This is a genomic window from Paenibacillus sp. FSL R10-2199 (genome assembly GCF_038000235.1).
In the GTDB taxonomy this organism is placed as follows: Bacteria; Bacillota; Bacilli; order Paenibacillales; family Paenibacillaceae; genus Paenibacillus_AQ; species Paenibacillus_AQ phytohabitans.
This window is the reverse complement of the sequence record NZ_JBBOBO010000001.1, coordinates 5,022,285-5,042,613: the sequence shown is the minus strand read 5'-3', so window position 1 is coordinate 5,042,613 and position 20,329 is coordinate 5,022,285. Positions and strand designations below refer to the sequence as shown.

At 56.3% G+C, this 20,329-nt stretch carries 9 protein-coding genes; all 9 read right to left on the bottom strand.

Features of this window, described 5'->3' with window-relative positions:
• Positions 1-11: 11 nt before the first annotated feature.
• A complete protein-coding gene (locus NYE33_RS22130; protein ID WP_076243105.1) occupies positions 12-785 on the bottom strand; it encodes a 4'-phosphopantetheinyl transferase family protein in 774 nt (257 codons plus the stop codon).
• 10 nt (positions 786-795) lie between these two features.
• Entirely contained in the window at positions 796-1,578 is a 783-nt protein-coding gene (locus NYE33_RS22125) for an enoyl-CoA hydratase-related protein (protein ID WP_340948937.1), read from the bottom strand.
• A gap of 12 nt (positions 1,579-1,590) precedes the next feature.
• On the bottom strand, positions 1,591-2,823 hold the full coding sequence (locus tag NYE33_RS22120; protein ID WP_042137626.1) for a hydroxymethylglutaryl-CoA synthase family protein: 1,233 nt from the start codon (positions 2,821-2,823) through the stop codon (positions 1,591-1,593).
• Entirely contained in the window at positions 2,824-4,128 is a 1,305-nt protein-coding gene (locus NYE33_RS22115; protein WP_341067555.1) for a beta-ketoacyl synthase N-terminal-like domain-containing protein, read from the bottom strand.
• Complete coding sequence (locus NYE33_RS22110) at positions 4,115-4,354, bottom strand: acyl carrier protein (RefSeq protein WP_340945308.1); 240 nt, start codon at positions 4,352-4,354, stop codon at positions 4,115-4,117. Before NYE33_RS22110 ends, NYE33_RS22115 begins: the two co-directional genes overlap by 14 nt.
• Entirely contained in the window at positions 4,351-7,914 is a 3,564-nt protein-coding gene (gene fabD, locus NYE33_RS22105; RefSeq protein WP_341067553.1) for an ACP S-malonyltransferase, read from the bottom strand. The genes NYE33_RS22110 and fabD overlap by 4 nt, the downstream gene beginning before the upstream one ends.
• A gap of 26 nt (positions 7,915-7,940) precedes the next feature.
• Entirely contained in the window at positions 7,941-8,648 is a 708-nt protein-coding gene (locus NYE33_RS22100) for an MBL fold metallo-hydrolase (RefSeq protein WP_081956551.1), read from the bottom strand.
• A gap of 111 nt (positions 8,649-8,759) precedes the next feature.
• Positions 8,760-11,318: an alpha/beta fold hydrolase gene (locus NYE33_RS22095; protein WP_076243102.1), complete on the bottom strand. Its 2,559-nt coding sequence runs from the start codon at positions 11,316-11,318 to the stop codon at positions 8,760-8,762.
• On the bottom strand, positions 11,315-20,287 hold the full coding sequence (locus NYE33_RS22090) for an SDR family NAD(P)-dependent oxidoreductase (RefSeq protein WP_341067552.1): 8,973 nt from the start codon (positions 20,285-20,287) through the stop codon (positions 11,315-11,317). Before NYE33_RS22090 ends, NYE33_RS22095 begins: the two co-directional genes overlap by 4 nt.
• Between the last annotated feature and the right edge of the window lie 42 nt (positions 20,288-20,329).

Here is a 20,329-nt window from a genome sequence, read left to right as displayed (position 1 = left end):
ATACTCATACGTTATAATGGCAGCATTTCTTGCAGACATTGCAATAACCGGGCTTCCGAGCCGTCAGTCATGGCCTTGGCCGGAAGCACAATGGTAAAAACATATTCACGGCGCAGAACGGATATGGCCTTGAATTGCGGGAAATTCTTGAACTGGCTAATCACTCCCTGCTCACCGCGGGTGCACGCTTTGATTTCGAACAGGTCGGTGGGAACGGTGAAGCCGGTCTGAAGCACTTTGGACATCGCTTCCTTGGCCGTCCAGAGCAGGGTCAGGAAGTGCGTCGGCGCAAGCTCAGGTCCAAGGTCCTTCATCAGCGCCTCTTCCTCCTTGGAGGTAATTCTTCTTAACGCGTCCATCGCCTTCTCATCCACAAGCTCCATGTCAACACCCAGCAGAAGACGCGGGTCATAATCAACCGCCGCTCCCAGGGTGTCGCAATGGGTAATCGTAATCTTCCGGTCGCTTCCGGCTACCAGCGGCTGGCACAGAATTCCGTGATCAACCTGAATTTCGGACAGATCATCCTGCTCCCCGGCCACAGCCATCTTGGCGGCCAGCTTGCCGAGCAGGTAGCTGTTGCGGCGTCTGGGATATTTGAACCCGGAGTATTGCTCCTTCTCCGCCGCACTCAGATAATCCAGTGGCCCGTCCTCCGGCGGCAGGGAGACCACACTCAGCTTCAGCCCATAACGATCCTCCGGGCCTTCCAGCTCAAAGCTGATCCTTCTTACCGTCTGGGAGAGGAACTGTTCGTATTGCCTTGCGAAGGTTGTATATAGCATCTCTGTGCCCCTATTCTTTTTCCCAGGGAAATCTTTTGTAACGCACATAATTCTGAATGTTCTCTCTGACTTCTGCGGAAGCGGTCAGCTTGTCAATCTCGGCTACGGCGGCATGTTCCATCGTTTCGTTGATAATCCACATTTGCCGGAAATAGCCTTTGATCTCCCTTACTGTCTGCGGCGTGATCCGGCTGATTCTCCGGTATAGCCGCAGAATGCTGGCATCCGGGTCAGCACTCACTTCATCGGCGAGTCTGCACCCTAGCGCTTCTTCCGAGGACAAGGGCAGTGTGGTCAAGGTCATCTTGTATGCCTGCCAATAGCCGGTCCGCCGGATTAGATAAGGACTGACGAGAGCGGGCACGAGGCCCCAGATCGCTTCAGGCAGGGCAAAGGTGGAACGCGGCGAAGCGACCACATAATCACAGGCAGCCATCAGCCCCACCCCACCGGCAAGCACCTGCCCGTCTACCTTGGCGATCACCATTTTGGACAGTTCGCCGATCCTTTTCATTGTCTGCAAAAAGTCTACGGATGGCGGGGCGGCAGAATCACCGGGTGCGCCGTCCTCGCCGTCCGTAAACGCCTGAAAATTCATCCCGGTACAGAAATACCCGCCCGTACCTTCAAGGACAATCACCCGGCAGGCGCCCAGCTCCTCCAGCATCACTAAGGCATGCTGCAGCTCTGATACCAGGGTGGCAGTGATACTGTTCTTGTGCTCCGGACGGTTCAGCCGGATGCTGTAGAGCCCTTCGTCCAGGTGACTTACGGCAATAGAATGATACTCCATGGCAGTCACTTGTCAGCTCCACGCATATTTGCGGTGAAAGTCATCGACTTCGGTCAGAACCAGATAACCTTTGCCCTTGAAAAAGTGATCATAGACGTGGCTGAATCCGGAGAAATCCACCTTCTTGTCCCGGATTCCGAACAGCCACTCCACGTTCTGGTCCAGGATGTCGTCATATTCCTCAAAGCTGAGCTCATAGCGGCTGTCCAGGCCCGCCTGAATGTTCATCGCTCTTAGCTTCTTTACGGATTCCGGTGTAATCACCCCGCTGTAAAATTCGGAAGAGCAGCCTGAGCCGTAAGAGAATAATCCGACCCTGTGGTAATCCGAGATATCCGCCTGATCAATCAGACTGCACAGACTGAGGTATAAAGCTGCGGAATAGACATTGCCCACCTGCATGCCGTAGGTCAGGGACGGGGCGACTCTTTTGTCAAAGTCCTGCTGGACTACTGCGCCTCTCAGTTTCAGCTCCTCATGGATCAGCTTGCGGTGCGCGCCTTTGACCATGCCGCCGAAGGGTGTATGGAAGGCCAGGAAATCAAAGGTCTCCTGAAAATGGACACCGTCCACCTTCTCCTTATAATTCTTATAGGCATTCTCCAGGCAGTCCAGATAAGACAGCAGTGACAAATCCGGGTTCCCGGTCTCGATCTCCGGCAGCGGCCGGCAGGTATCCATCACCTCATAGCTGTAATGTCCGGTTGCGCCGAAGTCCAGCTCCAGAATCTCCGGATTGGCACTGATAAGCATGGCTACGGCTCCAACAGCCTGAGTCGGCTCACCGTAGGTGCTCTTGGCTGCTGCTCTCGCTACATCCGTGGCGATGACCAGCGCCTTGGCTCCGGGGGAAGCACCCGAGGCGATGAAGCAGGCAGCCATGTGCAGCCCGGCCGTTCCGCCGTAACAGGCCTGCTTCAGCTCGAACAACCGGCAATGGCGGCTCAGCCCCAGATAGTCATGGATATAGGTACTGAGCGATTTGCCGAAATCCACACCGGACTCGCTGGCAGTAATCACCAGCTCGATCCGGTTCTTATCCTCTTCGCTTAAAGCATCGATGATCGGCTTCGCCGCATTGACTCCGCCTGTTACAGCATCTTCGCAGGCTACACCCACAGATTTCCGGTCCATCATCAGATTATCGAACCGGCTGAGGTCAAGGCCTCTGCCTTCAAAGATACTGCGGGCGGAGATCACCGCCGGTCCCCCGTAAAAGTTGATACTCTCAATTCCTACTCGCATTCAGCTTGCTCCTTTTCTGATGATAATGCTGGTATTGATTCCTCCGAAGCCGTAGGAATTGCTAAGCCCATAAGTAAATCCCGCCGGTTCCGCCAGGCTGGAAGCGAAATAGTGCTCCCGGCTGATCGGGTCCTCCAGAGAGGGCAGCGGGTGAAGGAAATCCCCCTGCAGCTGGAGGATCGTCGCCACGGCTTCCACCACTCCGGCTGCATACAGGCAATGTCCGGTCAGCGCTTTGGTCGAATTCAACCGGATGTGACTTAGCTGGCCGCCAAACACCCGTGAGATTGATTTCAGCTCCGTCACATCCCCCAGCGGTGTAGAAGTGCCATGCGCATTGATGTAATCAATGACAGAGGGGGCGATTCCGGCAGTGCGGAGCGCCTGCTCCATCGTCCGCACCTGTCCATCTTCGCTCGGATCAGACAGGCTGTGTCCGTCCAGAGCAGCCGCCCCGCCGGCTATAGTCGCCAGTACCTCCACTTGCCGGGCTTGGGCACTGTCCGCCCCCTCCAGGATCAGGCAGGCGGAAGCCTGCCCGAAGATGAAGCCTTCATGCCTGCTGTCGAACGGCCGGCACGCTGAGGCGGGTGCATCATGGAAGCTGCGGCCTCCGTACGCCCCAATATTGAGGAAGCCCTGCAGCTCCAGCGGGGACAGATCGGCCAAAGGTCCGATAACCATACAGACATCGACAATCCCGAGCTGGATTAATTGCGCTGCCCTCAGCACCGCCGCATTTCCGCTGGCTGAGGCGCCGCCAACCGTCGCTCCCTCTCCCTGAATGCCGAACATTTCACTAAGTACCCCAAGCTGATGGGTATCCATGTAATTCAGCGCATATCTGGGATGCAGCAGCTCCAGCTGATGTCCGTATTCCACCATTGCTGCATAGCTGACCGCCGGAGAAATATTGCTTCCGGCAATGATCAGGCCGATCCGGTCTGCCTCCGGCCTGCTTACATTCAGCTTCGCCTGCTGCCATGCCTCGGCTCCGGCCAGTGCGGAGGCCTTAACCGATTTGCCGGAGATTCTGAACAACCGGCCGGCATTCCGCGATAAATCCCCTTCATAGCGTCGGAAGGATTCCTGCAGCCCTTCTTCGCGCAGCTCAGCGCCGATCAGCGGCTGTCCGTCCGGATAGGTTAATCCCTGAAGATAGCCAATTCCGCTACGGCCTTCTTTCAGGGATCTCCCGAAGGCTTCTATACCGCTTGCCGCCGTGCTGAGGATCCCCATCCCGGTGACGGTCACCGGGCGGAAATCCTCAAACCGCCAGCCTGTTGCACCGTTATAGATTTTCATGCAGGAAATCTACGACCTCCCCGATATTCTTCAGGCTCCCGAACTGCAGCAGCGGGATTTTAATGTTCAGCTCATCCATGGTGTCGGAAATAATATCAAAGCGGTCAATGGAGTTCGCGCCGAGCTCCTTCATGCTTGCTTCCCTGTGAATCTGCTCTGCTGTCAAATCCGGCAGGATATCGATCATTTTACTCTTCATAATCTCCAGTACCTGGTCTTTGTTCATACAAGAACCTCTCCTTTTATGATCTGGGCAGCCCCGTTCATCATCTTGACAGCAATCTCGCCAGCCCGGCGGTGTCTCCAGGCTTCCAGCGGTGTACCCTTCACCCACTGGTTGAAGGCTCCCATGGCCGGACCGCACATAATGCTGTAATTGACCTTATTGCCGGATTCGCCGGCGATGGCGGAGGCTTTGCCTTTGGCGATATACCATTTGAAGACGGCCGCCAGCTGCTGCTTCGAATCTCCCTGGACAGCAGCCCTCTCCTCCGCAGACATTCCGCGCTTGCATGCCTCCAGAACGTCCGTCATCGGCTGGCCGAAATATTTGTCTTCGAGCTGAGACTTCGTCTTGCTGTCCAGCTGCGCGATAGAGCCGGTATTGCGGTACAGCTCATACAATTTGTTGGCTCTTGCCGAGAAGAACAGCCCCTTCTTGAGGACCTGGGCCTTGCCGCCCAGCTCGAACAGCTCCAGGGAAGGAACATAGGCCATGTCGTAGACGTTCACCTGCTCCAGAAGCTCCTTCACCTCCGGGCTTGCCCCGCTCTCCACCGTGCATTGATTAATCGATCCGGTCAAAATAAAGTCCGCGCCCATCAGGAATACACCAGCTGCAGCTTCCGGGGTTCCAATCCCTCCGGCGGCACCGATGTGCATCTCCTGCACCGGAGCGAAGGTACGGGACAATTCCTTCTTCAGACGCAAAAGCGTCGGCAACAGGCTGATAAGGTTGGCCTGATCGGTCGGACCTGCCGAATCTCCTGCTGCGCAAAGATCATCCGCCACCGGAACAAGCCGGGCCAGCTCTGCCTGCTCTGCCGTAATCTGACGGTCGGCCAGCAGCTTGTCCACGATACGGGCCGGAGCCGGCAGCATGAACAGTGTAGCGATATCCGGCCGGGATACCTTGGCAATGATCCGGTTGGCGCGGTGCACAGTTCCATCCTCCGCTCTCGTAAGTCCCAGCAAACGGTACTTTACAAGCGCCGGCGTCAGGGTGAGGTACGAGGAGGCTTCAACCAATTGAATCTTCTCTCTCAACAGAAGCTCTATCAACTCCTCTTCCCGGTTCGGATAGATCGGATGATAGGTTACGGCAACCCCAATAGATTTGCTGTTGCCCAGCTCCCGGCGGATATGGCGGATGGCATCTGCAAGCTCTGCCGGCTTCATCCCGCCTGCGCCCAGAAAAGCGAGACAGCCTGTCTTGCCAGCCTGTACAACCAGTTCTGAGGAGGAGATTCCGTCATTCATCCCTCCCAGCAAATACGCATAATCCAGTCCGTAGCGCTGCTTGAATGCCGCGCTTCCGAGCCGGGTTCCGGTGAAGGCAGTCTGTACCAGCGCCTCTTCCTGCGTCTGGACAGGCTCCGGCTCCACTGTGAAATCTGCGGCCGGAGCTTCCGCAGCTGCGAACGGTTCAAATCCTGTAGAGACCTCAGAGACCTCAACCGCATTTACTGCATTTATCGCATCTACTTCATTTGTGGCATTTGCAGCGTGAACGATTACAGTATTCTCGGAAGCATCCTCCTGTTCCGCGGCTTCAGCCGTGTTCTGTACCTCAACTGCTGCAACAGCTTCAGCTGTGACAGGGGCTTCAAATGCTACAGCAGGCTCAGCCGCTTCCGGTGCTGTGTCGGCTTCGGCAGTTGATGCCGATTCGGCAAATAACAGCCGGGCCTCGGCGGCATCATCCACGATCAGCGGCTCCGCTTCCCGTTTGATTTTGCTGACCAAGCCTGCGATGACGTGACCCGGGCCGATCTGGGTCAGCTCCATTTCGGGATGCCTGCCCATGAGGTAACGGACCGATTCGGACCATTTCACGCTGCTGACCATCTGCTCTGTCATATAATGTACGGCATCGCCTACGGAATAAGGCCGCGCCGTCAAGTTGGCGATAACCGGAATAGAGGGCGGAGCGAACTCGAACTGGCTGAGGAACTCCTGAAATTGGAGCGCCGAGCTGCGCATATACCGGGAGTGGAAGGCGCCGCTGACATTCAGCACGACATAAGCGGAAGCTCCATTCTGTTCAAAAATCTCTTTGGCGGCCTGCACATCCTCCATCAGCCCCGAAAGGGCAATCTGCGTAGGCGTATTCAGGTTGGCCACATCCAGTTTATCGAGGCGGTGGTCGGCGAGAATCCGGTGAATGGCTTCCTCGGTCAGCCCGATGACGGCGGCCATACCGCCGCCGGTCGCCGTGTTCATCAGCGCGCCTCTCTTTTGCACAATCTTAAGACCGGTCTCGAAATCGAACACGCCTGCCGCATACAGCGCACTGTACTCGCCTAAGCTGTGTCCGGCTACGAAATCGGGGGCCTCCCCGGAATCCCGCAGCTCCTTAAGATAGGACAGGACATTAACGACATAGAGCGCGGGCTGTGTATAAGCGGTAGTATCCAGCAGCCTGCTGCTGTTCTTCAGACACAGCTCTTCAATGGAGTAGCCCAACACCCGGTCGGCAATCGCGGTATATTCGGGGAACTCCTTGAACAGCGTGCCTCCCATACCCATGAACTGCGCGCCTTGCCCCGGGAATAAATATGACTTCATCTTCATCTTCGGCTCCCACGCCTCCTTCTTAAGGTTCATTTGCCCATACTCGGCCACGATCTCATTCAGCTTCTTCAGCTCGCTGCCCATTGGCGTAATCACAGACCGTACCTGCCGGACCTGAGGCTGCTCCAGAATGTATTTGCTGAAATTCTCCAGTGTACCTGACGGACCCAGGTCGAGAAACAGCCGCTCCCCGCCGGAGGACAGACTCTCCAGTGCACCGCGGAAATTCATCGGCTTCCTTAGCACATCCCACAAAAAGGACTCTCCCACAGCCTGCACGCTTCCCCCGGCCATAGCCGATACCAGACTGATTCCCCGGGCTGGAGTCTTGTAGTCAATCTTCTGCAAATATGTACGGTAAGGCTCCTCCAGTTCATCGATGGATGCGGAATGAAAGGCATAGTTCACAGGCAGCTTCAGACTGGCGATGTTACGTTCTTTGATAAACTGCTGAATTTCTTTGACATGCTCGCGTTTGCAGGCGATTGTAAAATGCTTCTCAAAGTTCACGGCAATCAGCTCCGAGCGGGTATTCAGCTCCGCATTCCCGTGATACAGCTGTTCATTGTCCAGAATGGCAATCATCGCACCGGTTTTGCAGGTCTTTTTGAGCAGCTCGACTTGCTTCACGATAAGCTCCAGCGCCTGTTCAGCCGTCAGCACCCCAGCCACCGCCAGCGCCACATATTCCCCCAAGCTTACCCCCAGCGTATAGCGGGGAGTCATTCCCTCAGCCTTCAAAGTCTCCGCCAGCGCATATTGAACCATGAAGATCGCGGGATGGGTATACAGGATATCCTCGAATCTGGAACCCTTGCGCTTGGTGTTGAGATATAGCTCTTCTATTACGCTTTTGCCGGTCAGATCATGAAAAATACGGTCCAGCTGTTCCATGGATTGTCGAAACACAGGCTGATTCTCGTACAATTCAAGACCCATTTTGTTGTATTGCGAGCCTTGCCCGGAGAACATAAACACCATTTCGCTGTGCATTACGGTACCTCCTGAATTTGAGCAGCTTATTTGAAATCAAAAACTCTGGCATTGTTCTTTCTGTTCCTGTATTTCACAAAATGATTGATGTCATCGATTTGGAAATACAGATTTCTTTTATAGAGATAGCTCATCTCTTTGCCCGGCGGATCGCCGAAGGAATGGCCCGGGAAAACCCGCACATGTGCCGGAATCAGCCGGATCAGCCGGTGGATGCTGTAATACATATCCTCTGCCGAGCCCCCCTCGCTGTCGCATAAGCCGCAGCCTTCGATAAATACCGTATCCCCGGAGAAAAGGTTGTCTTCGCCCCAGTAGCAGACACTTCCCTGCGTATGCCCTGGAGTCACCAGACAAGTAATTTGGGTGTCCCCGATACGTATCCGGTCCATGTCTTCAACGGTTCTGAGCCGGGTGCAGCGGTATCTGTAGTAGTCCGCCTCTGTTCTGGAAATATAGACCGACGGATGATAGAGCATTTCCAGTTTTTTGACCATATTGGTGTGATCGAAATGAGAATGCGTCAGCAGTACAGCCTCCAGGGATGCGCCCTGCTTCTCCAAAATCTGGATCATTTGCGATACATCCCAGGATGGATCAACAACAAAAGCTTTACGGGAGGTCTTGTCAATTCCGAGATAAGCGTAGTTAGAAAAAGTCATACACTGCGTTTTGATGGTAAACAGATCATACGTTGCTTCCATGTCCGCCTCCTCGAAAATCTGGTTTGTCATATTTCCACAATTTTCTTTATGAATCTACTAAATTATCATCTACGATTTCCTTCAATGTCAATGAATGTTTATGCTGTATAATGTTAAAATTAGTATCATATTTTTGAATTTTTACCTTTTGTGGGCTGCAACAAGAACACAGTCGGCCATAAAGCGCCGTTCATCGTCGCCAGGGAAGACCTGAATGTCCTGATAACCGGCGTCCACGAATACTTTTTCCCAGGCATACGGGTCAATAATCGGAGATTTATCGCGCAGGCTCCGGTCCTCGAACATCCACCAGCCTTCGGCCAGCCCCCAGACCATATCCACCCAGCGCAGGCGTTTGCAGGCTTCAATCAGCAGCATCAGACCATCCGGCACAAGCAGCTGCCGCAAATTGGCCAGCGTTCCGCCGATATCCTTAGTGGCATGGACCACATTCAGCCCGAGCACAACATCAAAGCTGTGCAGTGCCAGGCCCTGCTCTGCCGGATTTTTGCTGATATCAAAAGTCTTAAAGCGCAGGGAAGTGAATTCGGGCTCATCCTTCGCCTTGTTAATAAAATATTCGCCGATATCGGTGAAATAGTAGTTCACATTCGGGAGTTCTGCCAGATCCAGCAGCTGCCGGGTCAAGAGTCCGGTTCCGCCGCCGACCTCAAGAATATTGAGCGGTCTACCGCCTCCGTCCCTGGCGATCAGCATGGAGAGAATATCATGCACCACCCGGGCATAGACCCGTTCCCTGCCATGCTCCACGGTATCCCGGTTGCTCCGCTCCAGGGCGTCCGAGCTGCCCTTAGGGAACAGCACGCTGACCGGAGGGACCCGTCCGCTGAGCGCATCCTTATAATTGCCGGTGCAATAATCCAGGAACTGGAGCATCCCCTGGAACTCAGGGAAATCCTGCAGACAGGCCTCATACAGCTCCTGCGGCTGCGGAATCTCCGCTTCGGCCTTGATGAATTTGACGCGGCTGTTCAGCAGCTTCACCACGCCGTCTTCCGCCAGCATGTCGATCATGCAGTCCAGCAGCTTGGTATATCCGGGGAGGATCTTCAGCCTCTTCACCCACTCAGTCCGGTCATGAATCGTACCGGGAGTGGTGTCGAGACCGCACTGCCTGATATAACGGTAGGCATAGCTCATGCACAGCTCATTCAGACGCTCTTCCAGTCCCCCGTAGCCTTCGATTCCCCGTATGTCCAGCTCTGATCTGCGCAATTGCTCAGCATCCAGAATTTGCGCGTAGCTGTCCCGCAGGCTGAAGGGTTCAGCCTCCGGCCGGAAGATGAACTCTTCCACCGCCCGGTGAAGCTGCTCATGATGCGTCATGAACAGGAAATGGGCGGCGTCCTCCATTTCAACGCAGCGGGCCCCCGGAATTGCAACTGCCATTTCTCTGGATTGCCGGGTATTGATGATGGTGTCTTTTTTGCCGTATACGATCAGTACCGGCACCTGAATGCGGCCGATCAGCTGGATGGTCGAGTAGCTTTTGTGATTGCCGGGCAGATAATATTCCATATACTTCGTGAAAATCTGCTTGTTGATGCTCTTTCCGTATTCCATTAGCTCCAGGGAATCCAGCCCCCGCTCGACTGCTTCAAGATCCTTCTTCATCGCTGCGTCGGCATTCATTTGCGGGTTCTCATTGACGATTTCATAGATGGAGCTGACCAGGATCAGGCTGGAAACCCGCTCCGGATACTCCACGCTGAACGTTTGCCCGACGAGTCCCCCCCAGGAAATGCCTACAAAATCCACCAGCCCGCTCACTCCCAGATTGTCCAGCACCTCCGCAATCACCTTGACCCTGTGCTCCAGCGAGTAATTGTCGATATCCTCACTGAGTCCGCAGCCCGGATTATGGATACTGATGACCCGGTAGCGGCTTGAGAAATAATCGAGCTGATGCAGAATCATCGGCGAAGCCATACCCACACCTCCGACAATGACCAGCGGCTTGCCCTGACCGGAGATTACTACCTCCATCTTCTGACCGGCCGAGGTATTCACCAGCAGCTGGATGTATTTGTGCGCGACTCTATCCAGCTCAGCTGTGGACAGCGGAGGATAACCCGTCCTTGGAGCATTGATGGAGGAGTCGGCAAGCTTGCTCCAAAAGTCGAGGAAAAAGGTATCCGAACTGTTGACCAGCCATAGGGAATCCTGCCGGGCAGGGGTGAACTTCCCAGTCTCAGCGGGGCCTTGAGAAAGCAGGTGACCCGTAGGCTGTACAGCAGGCTCCCCGCTGAAGCTGACCTCTGCACCGGAGGATTGGGTCAGCAGGAATCCGGTTAAGGTATTGATCGTGCTGTATTCAAAGAAGACATCCAGGGGAAAGCTGAATCCCAGCTTCTCCGTCAGATAGCTGTGAAAGGCCGTGAAGCTGATGGAATCAAACCCAAAGCTTTTCCAGTCGGCATCCGGGTGGATTTTGCCCGCCGGTACCTTAAGCAGCGTGGCTACTCCCTCCACCAGGAGCTTGTTCAATTGCGAGCCCAAATCCTGCCGGTCCGCAGGAGCCGCGATTAGCGGCTCCTCCTGGATCGGCGGCTGCGGCTGATGCTGTGGCTGGCCTGCAGGACGCTGACTGTTCTCCCTGATGATCTTCAATGCTTCCTCCGGAGACATTTGCTGGTTCTCCACCAGCTTTAACAACTGCATTCTCGAATAGGTGCTCATTCCAAGAGATCCCCCACTAACAGATTTAAGTTCTCGGCGCTTATTTCCCCTTTGTGTACCTTGTTCAGCCACAGCAGCAGCTGATCGTCATCCAGAACAACCGGCTCTTCTTCCGCATGTGCTTCTGCTTCCGGAGTATGAACCGGGCTTAGGGCAGATTCTGGCGCGCTTATGCGGTCCGGTCCGGGCAGCCAGTATCTTTCCTCATCAAAGGCATACTCGGGAAGCGGCGTCTTGCGCAGTGGCTGCGGGTACCAGGCCGTCCAGTCAATGGCAACGCCCTGCACCCATAGCTGGGCAATCTTGTCCAGCTTCTCTCCCAGCAGCAGCTCATTCATGAACAAGCGGCTCTCCTCGCCGTCGAACAGCTTGCTGAGCGCCGAGCGCTGGCTGCTCTGTCCTTCATGTATGCCCGCCTGATCCTGCTGCCCGGACAGGTACATTCCCAGCTTCCCGTGAAGCATGCTCAGGCTGTCGGCCACAATGGCCAGCCGTTCCGTCATTTCAGCGCGTCCGGTCTGCAGACTGTAAGCCAGCTGCTCCAGGGTGAGGCTGTCCGGCAGAGCAGTTCCTTCCAGGTGCACTCTACTGCGTCCCGCCGCGTAGTAACTGCTGATCCCCTCGGGATCGTGCTGCAACAGGAACATCACCAGACTGTTGAGCGAAGAGAAGCCGTACACGGCGTCCTTGAATTCGAGAGTGAATTTGTCCTTCAGCAATTCCAGCAGCTGCACGTTCTTGACCGCGTCCAGTCCATATTCCTCGAGCTCCGCCGCAGGATCAATGTCCTCACCGTCAAGAACCATCACCTGCCTGAACAAGGCAATGACATCGCGCCGCAGGCTTGTTTCCAGACTGTGGGCGTTGTCCTCCGCAGGAAGGGCCGCCTCTCCCGCAAGGCTGCGGGCGACAAAGTCCTGGAGTCTGCGGCTGTTCTCCTTTAGACTGCTTTGGCTTTTGGCAGACAGGATAATGATGTGCCGGGAGCGGCTGTTTGCAGGCAGCTCAACCGGCGGATTGCGGTATTCTTCCAGAATGATATGCGCATTGCTTCCGCCTACACCGAAAGCGCTGATGCCCGCCCGGCGCGGAATCTCACTGCCCCGGCTTCCGGCAAGCGGCTTCCATGGGACAGTTTGCCCTGCAATGCTAAGACCGCTGCCTTCCAGCTTGATATAGGGATTCAGCTCCTTGAAGTGAATATTGCCCGGAATCTTCCCGTGCTTCATGGACAGCAGCACTTTGCTTACACCCGCTATGCCTGCCGCCGATTCCAGGTGGCCGATTGCTGTTTTGACCGAGCCGATTACGCATTGCGGCAGCTCTGATTCCGGCTTCCCCCACTCTTGATACAGAGCCTTGAATGCCTTTTTCAGTCCCTCTACTTCAATCGGATCGCCCAGGCTGGTACCTGTTCCGTGCGTCTCAATATAAGTGACCGTGGAAGGGTCTATGCCTGCCCGCTCATGTGCGCGGATAATGACTTCCGCCTGGGATTTGGCATTCGGGGAAGTAATCGAATTCGATTTCCCGCCGTGGTTGACCGCTGTTCCCCGGATCACGCCATGAATATAATCCTTGTCCCTAAGCGCGGCAGACAGCGGCTTAAGCAGCAGCGCCCCTGCCCCTTCGCCTCTCACATACCCGTCGGCGTCCTTGTCGAAGGTCTTGCATTTCCCGTCCTTGCTCAGCATCCCCAGGCTGCTGCCAGCGATGAACAGGTTCGGGCTGGCGATCAGATTGATTCCGCCTGCGACTGCATATGGACAGCCTTCATGCCAGATCGATTCCACCGCCCGGTGGATGGCTACCAGCGAGCTGGAGCAGGCCGTGTCAATCGGCTCGCTCGGTCCGCTCCAGTTGAAGAAATAAGAAATCCGGTTCGTCAGCATCGTGCGGGTCAGCGTGGTGGCAATCTCATCCTTCAGCAGCAACTCCTGATAATCCCCGTTCGATACCCCGATGAATACCGAGGTCCGGGTTCCCGACAGTTCCTCCGGCTTGTAGCCCGCATTCTCAAGCGTATGCCATACGGTCTGGAGCATATGTCTTTCCTGCGGGTCCATCTTCTCCGCTTCCACCGGCGAAATGCCGAAGAAGAGCGGATCAAAGGTGTCGATGCGCTTAAGGAAGGCACCGTATTTCACATCGGTTCTGCCCGTCTCCCGGCGCGGGTCGCCGTAGCGGTTCTGCCAGCTCCAGCGGTCTTCAGGAATGGTGGTGACCATGTCCTTCTGTGCTTCCAGATTGGACCAGAACTGCTCCAGATTGTCCGCTCCGGGCATCATCCCGCTCATGCCCACGATAGCGATAGGCTCCCTGGTGTCCGGCAGGGCACCGGTGTTCCGCCCAGATCGATCCGCCAGGTTCGGGAACAAGGAGGTATCCGGTTTGCGGTGCAGCAGCCTGAATGCAGTCTCCGGCTGAAGGTAAGGTTGCCGTGCTTCCGCTTGCAGGGCCTGAACCGGGAGGCGTTCGCCGCCTCGTTCCGGCGGTGCAAAATGAAGGTCAATCACCGTCCGGTATTCACCGTATATCGCTTCCGCAATGGCCGCCGGAGTAGACTGCTCGAAGAACAGCGTTGGTGTAATCTCCACTCCTAAGGCCCGGTTGATAGCATTCGACAGCTCAGTGAACGAGATCGAATCAAAACCAAGCTCACTGAGATCAGTATCCCGGCTGACCTCGCTCCGGCTGCTCTTGAGAATATCCGCCATGATGCCGATGAGCGCTTCCTCCAGCTGATGGCTTCGTTCGTTATCCCCAGGCGCAGCGGCCGCAGCGGCGAAACTGCCTTCCGGCTGCCGGCTTTGCCGGCTGGCCTGGCGAAATTGGCCGGTGAAGGTACGGATGAGCTTCTCCCTGTCTCCCGCTACCGCCATCACCTGGTCCTCCCGGAAGGACAGGCTGTCTTCCAGGGCCCGCAGTCCCTGTTCATCAGACAGCGGGTTCATCCCAAACTTTGACCAGAGCAATTCCCTGGTAGCGCCGTCCACCTGCATGCCGCCATTCTCCCACAGGGACCAGTTCACTGCGGTATCGCTTCTGCCCCGCTTCTCATTCATCAGCGCTACATAATGATCCAAAAAGCTGTTGGCATAGGCATAATCGCTCTGGCCGATATTTCCGACTAACGCGGTTGAGGAGGAGAAGGGCACGAACAGCAGCTCCGGATTTTCCCGTGACAACGCCCGGTACAGATATACGGTTCCGTATACCTTGGGACTGAGCACATCGGCAATATCCGCCATGTTCTTCTTAACCAGCAGCGAATCCTTGATTACTCCGGCGCAATGAATAACTCCATCCAGCTGGTTAAACAAATTCTTAATCTCCGCTACCGTAAGCTCCACCGCTTTCGCATCGGCCAAATCCATCGAAAGATAGACCGCCTCTGCACCCAGCGACTTCAGCCGCTCAAGCTTGGCCGGGTCACCTTCCGGGCTTCTGCCGCACAGCACCAGGCGCGCCTGGTAATTCTCTGCGAGATGCTCGGCAACCCTATAGCCCAGTCCGCCGAGTCCGCCGACAATCATATAGACACCTCGGGCCTTCAGCCTGCGCGTACGGTCCCGGGGCGGCTGTGCAGGGATTAACTGGCGGGTATATCTGCAGCCCGCTTCATATTTCACCTCATGCTCAGGCTGGCTGCCTGAAAACTCCTGTTCCAGCACATGATTCAACCTGCTGTGATCCTTAATATGGATCAGGCTGCCCTGCAATTTGGGACTCTCCAGCACGGCTGAGCGGAAGAAGCCGGACAATGCACTATAGGCGGCCACCGTTTTCTCATCGCGGTATATGCAGAACAGGCGGACCGGGCTTCGGAACCCGAAGGAAGCCAGCCATTTGGACAGATGGAACACGGGATAGACGTCCTGAGCCACACACTCTCTGACCGTCCGGGCACCTGTGCCGCTAAGCAGATAAACAATCTGCAGCTTCGTATCCTCAGCAATGCCGCAGGCTTCGGCCAGTCTCGTATAACTCTCCGGATCGGCTGGATCAATCTGAAACTGATTAACGGCTAGTGACTTGTACACTGAGCCAAAGCTTACCCGAATGGCAGTGTCCGCAAGTGCATTTGTCAGACTCGCCTCCTTCTCCGCCGAAGCGCCGCCCATGAGCAGCAATTTGGCTCCCGGAGCAGACGGCAGCGCAAGTGGATCTATGGGACTCTCCACCCAGCCCGGGGTCAAATAGACCAGCTCACTTCCGGCGGACTTTGGCTGATGCACTGCTGCGGAGGTTCCCGCCAGCGGGTTCACCTGAAACGGACGGATGGCAAGCTCTTTCATTCTTGAAACCACTTGTCCTGCTTCTGCCACAAAAGCGATATCGAATTTCAGTCCCTGACCCGGCGAACGCTGAACATAGGCGTAGGCGGGCTGAACAGAAGCATCCAGAATTTCGAGCTGTCCCAGCACGAACGGCACAAACAGCACCTGCCGGTCAATCAGCCCGGTCCGGTAGGCAAAAGCCACCGCAGACTGCAAGCCTCCGTCGGTCAGGGTCGGGTGCAGCTGATAATGATCCAATGTGGTCATAAGACGGTCCGGAACAGTCAGCCTGGAGACGGCTTCGGACGGATTGCAGTACAAAGCCTGAATCCCCGAGAACCGGCTGCCCAGCTCAGCGCCCAGGCTGCCCAGCAGCTCATAATAGGCACGCGCTTCCTGCTCCCCGCCGCTGCTTCTGCCGATTATGGCGTTGATATCCAGGCTCTCCTGCCGGAAGTCCCCGGAAGAACCCAGCTCCAGCTTGCCCTGGGCATGCTCCACCCGCTGCCCGCCTTGCTCGGAGTAAATCCTGAAGTCAATCCCTTGGGGTCCGGGCTGCACAGCGGTTCTGACCAGTAACGCTTCCTTGTCCACAAGCACCGGACTCGACCAGACCACATTGCGGATTCCGGTTACAACATGCTTAGGATCGGCCAAGGCTCCGGCTGCCCGGACCATCTCCAGATAGACAACGCCCGGCAGAACATGCCCATGATCAGCCAGATAGAACTCGTCGCCCTGAAAGGTCTTCCCGAACTCCTGTTCATACAGCGTCGACAGGTTGCGGTCGATCAGGGCGTGCAAGGCTGAGGCCACAATCTTGACGGAAGCGGGGTCTGCCTTCTTCAGCGGCATCCAATACCGGGTCTGTGCAAATGGATAGCTCGGCAAGGAAACTCTCGCCGGACGCTGATTCCCATACAACTCGGTCCAGGAAATACTGGCTCCGGCTGTCCAGGCCTTGGCGAGGGTAACGTGATCCGCAGCCGCCAAGGCATGGGCGATAACCGCTTGTGAATAGTCCTCAGCTCCTGTCTCTGGACGGGATTTCTTAACGCTGCCCGTGTACAGGCCGGGTGCTTCGTATCCGCCGCAATAAGCGGCCAGCCTGTCCCGCAACTCCTCTTCAGTGGCTGCGATAATAGCCAGCCGTTCCTCCAGCTCTTCGCGTCCCACCTGGAGCGTGTAGGCGATCCCTCGCATATCTGCAGCCTCGGCTAGAGCGCCGCGGAAGAGTGCGGCGTATTCGCGCAGCCGGTCACTGTTCTTGGCCGACAGGAGGAATACTATAGGTTCATCCGCAGTTTGCGCAGGAGCCGCAGACGGCACATACTCCTCGATGACGGCATGGGCGTTCGTGCCGCCGAAGCCGAAGGAGCTGACACCCGCGCAGCGTAGTAAGGACTGGCCGGACGTGTCCACCTTGGCCTCCCAGGTCTTCGTGCGTTCCAGTACGTAGAACGGGGAGCCTTCCAGTTGAATGTAAGGATTCAGCTCCTTGAAATTCAGGTTACCCGGCAGCTTGCCCTTGGAGAGGGAGAGCAGAACCTTAATCACTCCGGCAATACCGGAAGCCGGCTCCAGATGCCCGATGTTCGTCTTGAGCGCGCCGAGACCGATCTGCGGACCAGGGGCCGGAGCTTGGCCCCGGCTATGGTACAGCTCGGAGAAGGCTTTTTTCAGCCCGTTGATTTCCACCGGGTCGCCCAGCTCCGTTCCCGTTCCATGCGTTTCGATATACGATACCGCAGCCGGATCTACGCCCGCTTCGGTGAAGGCCTGCACCACCAGCTCAGCCTGCGCATCCGGATTGGGAGCGGTAAGGGAATGACCCCGGCCTCCGTGATTCTCGGCTGTGCCTTTAATCACGCCGTAAATGTGATCGCCATCCGCCACGGCCTGATCCAGCGGCTTCAGCACTACGACGCCGACGCCTTCTCCTTTGACATAGCCGTTCGCACTGCGGTCAAAGGTTTTGCACTGCCCCTCCGGTGAGAATACGCCCATGACTCCAGCACCTACATAGGTATTGGGATCAAGCATCAGGCTCACCCCGCCTGCCAGCGCAAGGCTGCTCTCGCCGTGCTGAATGGATTTCACCGCCCGGTGCAAGGCTACGAGACTGCTGGAGCAGGCGGTATCAATTGATTCGCTGGGCCCTTTGAAATTAAACAGGTAAGAGACGCGGTTGCTGAGCAAGGCCGTTGCGTTGCCAATGCTGGACTGGGCCTGAATCTTCTCCATATTCGCGGACAATAACTGCTGGTAATCGGTAAACTGGACGCCGGAGAATACGCCCACCGGCTTCCCGGCAAGTGTAGACATTTTATATCCGCTGTCCTCCACCGCTTTCCAGACCGCCTGAATATATAATCTGTGCTGCGGGTCCATCAGCTCCGCTTCGCGGGGCGACAGCTGGAAGAACTTGGCGTCAAAGGTATCATGGCCGCCGATAAAGCCGCCCCAGCGGGAATTGGTGCGGTTCTCAGCCTGCGGGTCGGTGCTGTAATAGGCCTTCCAGTCCCAGCGGTCTGCAGGAATCTCCCGGATCTGATTCTCCTGGCGCTCGAGGAAATTCCACAGCTCCTCCGCCGTGTCTGCACCCGGCAGCTTGAAGCTCACGCCAATCACCGCCACATCCCGCCGCGCCGTAGCTTCGTGCACGGCCTTTGTGCGGCTTGTCTTGCTGCGGCCGGAGAATTTCTGTGCCAGCGGCAGCAGCGCAGGCGGCTGTTCTTCCCCTGCACCAGCTCTCATGCGGGGCAGACCGGCGGGAACCTCAAGCGGAACTGTCTGCGCAGCCGGAGCATTCTGTGGATTCTGAGGAATTGCCTCCTGTGCCGGCAGCGGTGCAATACGTATCTGCTGGTCAAGTGAATCAGTCACAGGAGTCGCCGCAGCATAATGCGCCTGAATCTCCCGGCTGAATTCCTCCAGCAGGAACGGGGTCAGCTCGCTCAGTGTGGTTTTGGCGAAAAAGACAGCCGGAGACAGTTCAATTTCATACAGCTCGCTTAACCCGTCAGCAAATTCCTTCAGTGAAATCGAATCAAAGCCGAAATCGCCCATGTTCTCCTCCGGGTTCAGCCTGCCGGGCTGTGTCTGCAAAATTTGCGCCGCCAGGTGCAGCACATCGCGCATTACCTGTTCTTCCATGGACTCGGTTGTATTCCCCGTATGCTCCTCCAACTTAGCTATTCCTCCTCTGGCCTGCTCGGCCTCCTTCGGCTTCAGCCTCAGCTGCGTTTCCAGCCTTGTTCGTTCCCCGTATACTACTGCAGCTTGCTGCTCCTGGCCCGCCAGGATGGCTTCAAAAGCGCTGATGCCCAGCGCCTCTGTTAAATACCCCATCCCGGAAGTCTGCAGATAGAGCTGTTCCCCCTGATTGTCCAGATGCATTCCGCCCGCTTCCCATAGCGGCCAATTCAGGCAGAGGCTTCTGCCCTGCCGTTCGCCCTTCTCGGCCTTTTGCTGCCTGCGGCGGCAAAACCGGTCCAAAAACCGGTTCGCCACGGCATAATCACACTGTCCGAAATCCCCAAGCAGGGATGAAGTCGAGGAGAAGGCAGCAAAGAAATCCAGCGGCTCCTGCTGCGTGGCTTCATCCAGAGCAGCAATACCCGCGATTTTCGGCTGAAGAATCTCAGTGAAGGCGGCCGTGCTTTTCTGAAAAATAAGCTGATGGCTCGCTTGTCCCGCCGCATGTACCACACCGTTAAGGACTCCGTAATGCTGCTTGGCCAGCCGGACTGCCGAATGCACTTCAGCGGTCTTCGCAATATCGCAGGTCAGATACAGCGCTTCTCCACCGGAGGCACGCAAGGCCGCCAGTTTATCCTCCACTAAGGCTGTAAGCGGACTTCTGCCCAACAGAACCAGCTTCGCCCGGTATTTCTCCGCGAGATGAGTACTCAGGATCATGCCCAGCGCACCGGCTCCGCCGGAAATCATGTACACGCCGCCCTGCTTCAGCAGAGCAGGCCCGTCTGTCCCCAGGTTAAGCTCGCTGAACTGCTGCTCCAATCGGCAGCCACCCGTATATCTCACTTCATGTGCAAAAGCAAAGCGGGTCAGCAGGCTTTCCTCCCGGATGAGTTCCGCCAGATTCGCTTCTCCATCCTGCAGCCCGATATGAGTGAAGCGAAGACGCGGATATACCCGCTGCAGCGAGCTGCCGTAGGCTCCCAAAGCTTCGATTGCAGGCTGCTCTCCGCCGCCGCTCCGGGAGACGGACAACCAGCGGATATTCAGCCGCAGCTTAAGGGCATGAAAGGCCTGAACCCAATGAAAAATATTGAAAATAGCACCGGTATCCGGCGGTGTCAGTGAATCATCCGGCGGCGCGGTATTCTTCCAGAGCATCGCCATATAGGCGATTTGCAGGTTGTCCCTGGCAGCTTCAGCCAGCACAGCGGTATAATCCTGCTCCACCGCAGGATTGATCGTGTAAGCATGACCGTCCTGTTTGTGGAAGGCGCTTCCCGCCAGCACTGTAATTAAAGTGAAATCCCGGCTGAGTTCCCTCACTGCCGCCTGTCCTTCCCTGTCCCCTGCCTCCATAAACAGGAGCATTGCCTTAGCCTCTTCCTTAGAGGGGATCGCCGGGGCTTGCGGAACGTGGGCGGATTCCGCCCACAGCTCCTGGAAATAGATTAATTCCTTACGGTCTTCCGGTTTGTCCATGCTCATTGTGCTGACCACCAACCTATGTTTGATATGCTATATCTGGCG